This window comes from Streptomyces albus subsp. chlorinus (genome assembly GCF_013302895.1).
Taxonomy (GTDB): domain Bacteria; phylum Actinomycetota; class Actinomycetes; order Streptomycetales; family Streptomycetaceae; genus Streptomyces; species Streptomyces chlorinus.
On record NZ_VJOK01000001.1, the window covers coordinates 4747902 to 4749285 of the forward strand.

General features: G+C 74.9%; 1 protein-coding gene and 1 pseudogene. One reads left to right on the top strand and one right to left on the bottom strand.

What is annotated here, in order from left to right:
• Positions 1-352, top strand: a pseudogene (locus FM076_RS20800) (hypothetical protein); the annotation flags it as partial.
• 443 nt (positions 353-795) lie between these two features.
• On the opposite strand, the gene FM076_RS20805 reads toward FM076_RS20800, so the two are convergent.
• A partial coding sequence (locus FM076_RS20805; RefSeq protein WP_173872481.1) for a L,D-transpeptidase family protein occupies positions 796-1384 on the bottom strand: 589 nt, incomplete at its 5' end.

A 1384-nucleotide genomic window follows, 5' to 3' on the forward strand; every position in this document is an offset into this window, starting at 1 on the left:
CGAGGGCCGGCAGAAGGACGGTCCGCCCCGGATCTCCGGCCCGGACCGGGAGAGCGAGGCGCGGAAGAAGGCCATCGCCGGTGCCCTGTGCAAGGCGTACGCCACCCGCAAGCTGGAGGCCGACGACCGCCGCAAGCTGGAGCGCGCGGCGGGCGGCCGTGCCGCGGTGCGCAAGTTCTGCGCCCGGTACGACAACTCCGGCCGGGGCCGTCCCAGCAACGGGGGCGGTGCCGGGAACGGAGGCGGTGCCGGGAACGGGGGGCGGTGCCGGGAACGGAGGCGGCGGCCAGGGCGGCGCCCCGGGCGGCCCCGGCCGCGGGGACGGCGGCTCCGACGGCTCCTCGGGCGGTGACGGCGGCCACCCCCCGGCGCCCGGTGACACCTCAGGCGCGGACGGCGGCTCCGACGGTTCCGGCGGCGGCACCGGTGGCGGCACCGGCGGTTCCGGTGGTGGCGCCCCGTCCGCCCCCGCCGGCCCCGGCCCGGAGGCGACCGGCGGCGACCGGTGACGCCGTGAGCGGCGCCACATCCGGGCACGGAACATCCGGTGTGACACTTTCGCGGGCCCCGGCGCTGTAGAGAGTGAGCCGACTGGTCATCGGCGGCGCGGTAAGCCCGAGGTTCCCCCCGTACCTCTGGGTTCGCGCGATGGCGCGGGCGGGACACGTTCCCCCGGTCCCGCCCGCGCCCCTTCACCCTCCCGTTCTCTCTCCGGCCGGGGGTTTGGGGGTCGCCCCCCGGGCGCGCACAGTTCCCGGTCCCGCCCGCGCCCCTTCCGCCTCCCGGGCGTGCGGATCACTTGTAGACGATCACCTTGTCGCCGGGGCGGATCTCCGCGAAGACCTTGGCGATCTTCTTCTTGTCGCGGACGTTGACGCACCCGTGGGAGGCCCCGGCGTAGCCGCGGGCCGCGAAGTCCGCGGAGTAGTGGACGGCTTGGCCGCGGCTGAAGAACATCGCGTAGGGCATCGGGGTGTCGTAGAGGGTCGAGTGGTGGTGCCGGCTCTTGAAGTCGACCTTGAACCGGCCCTCCCGGGTCGGTGTGTACGCCGACCCGAACCGCACGTCCATCGCGGTGCGCACCTTCCCGTTCACCATCCACGCGGCCGTCCGGCTGGTCTTGCTGATGCACAGCGCACGACCGGTGGTGCAGCGCGGATCGGGCGCGGCTATCGGACGGGTGGTGGGCGGGTACAGCTCGGTGCGCGTGGGCTGGTGGGTGTGGGCACGCAGCGCGGCGAGCACCGGGTCGGTGACCTTGCCGGTGCGGGCCATGCCGCGCTGCTTCTGGAACGCGGAGACGGAGGCCGCCGTCACCGGACCGTAGTACCCGGTCGGGTTCCGGCCGAAGAGGCCCAACTGCCTGAGCCGCGCCTGGAGTTCG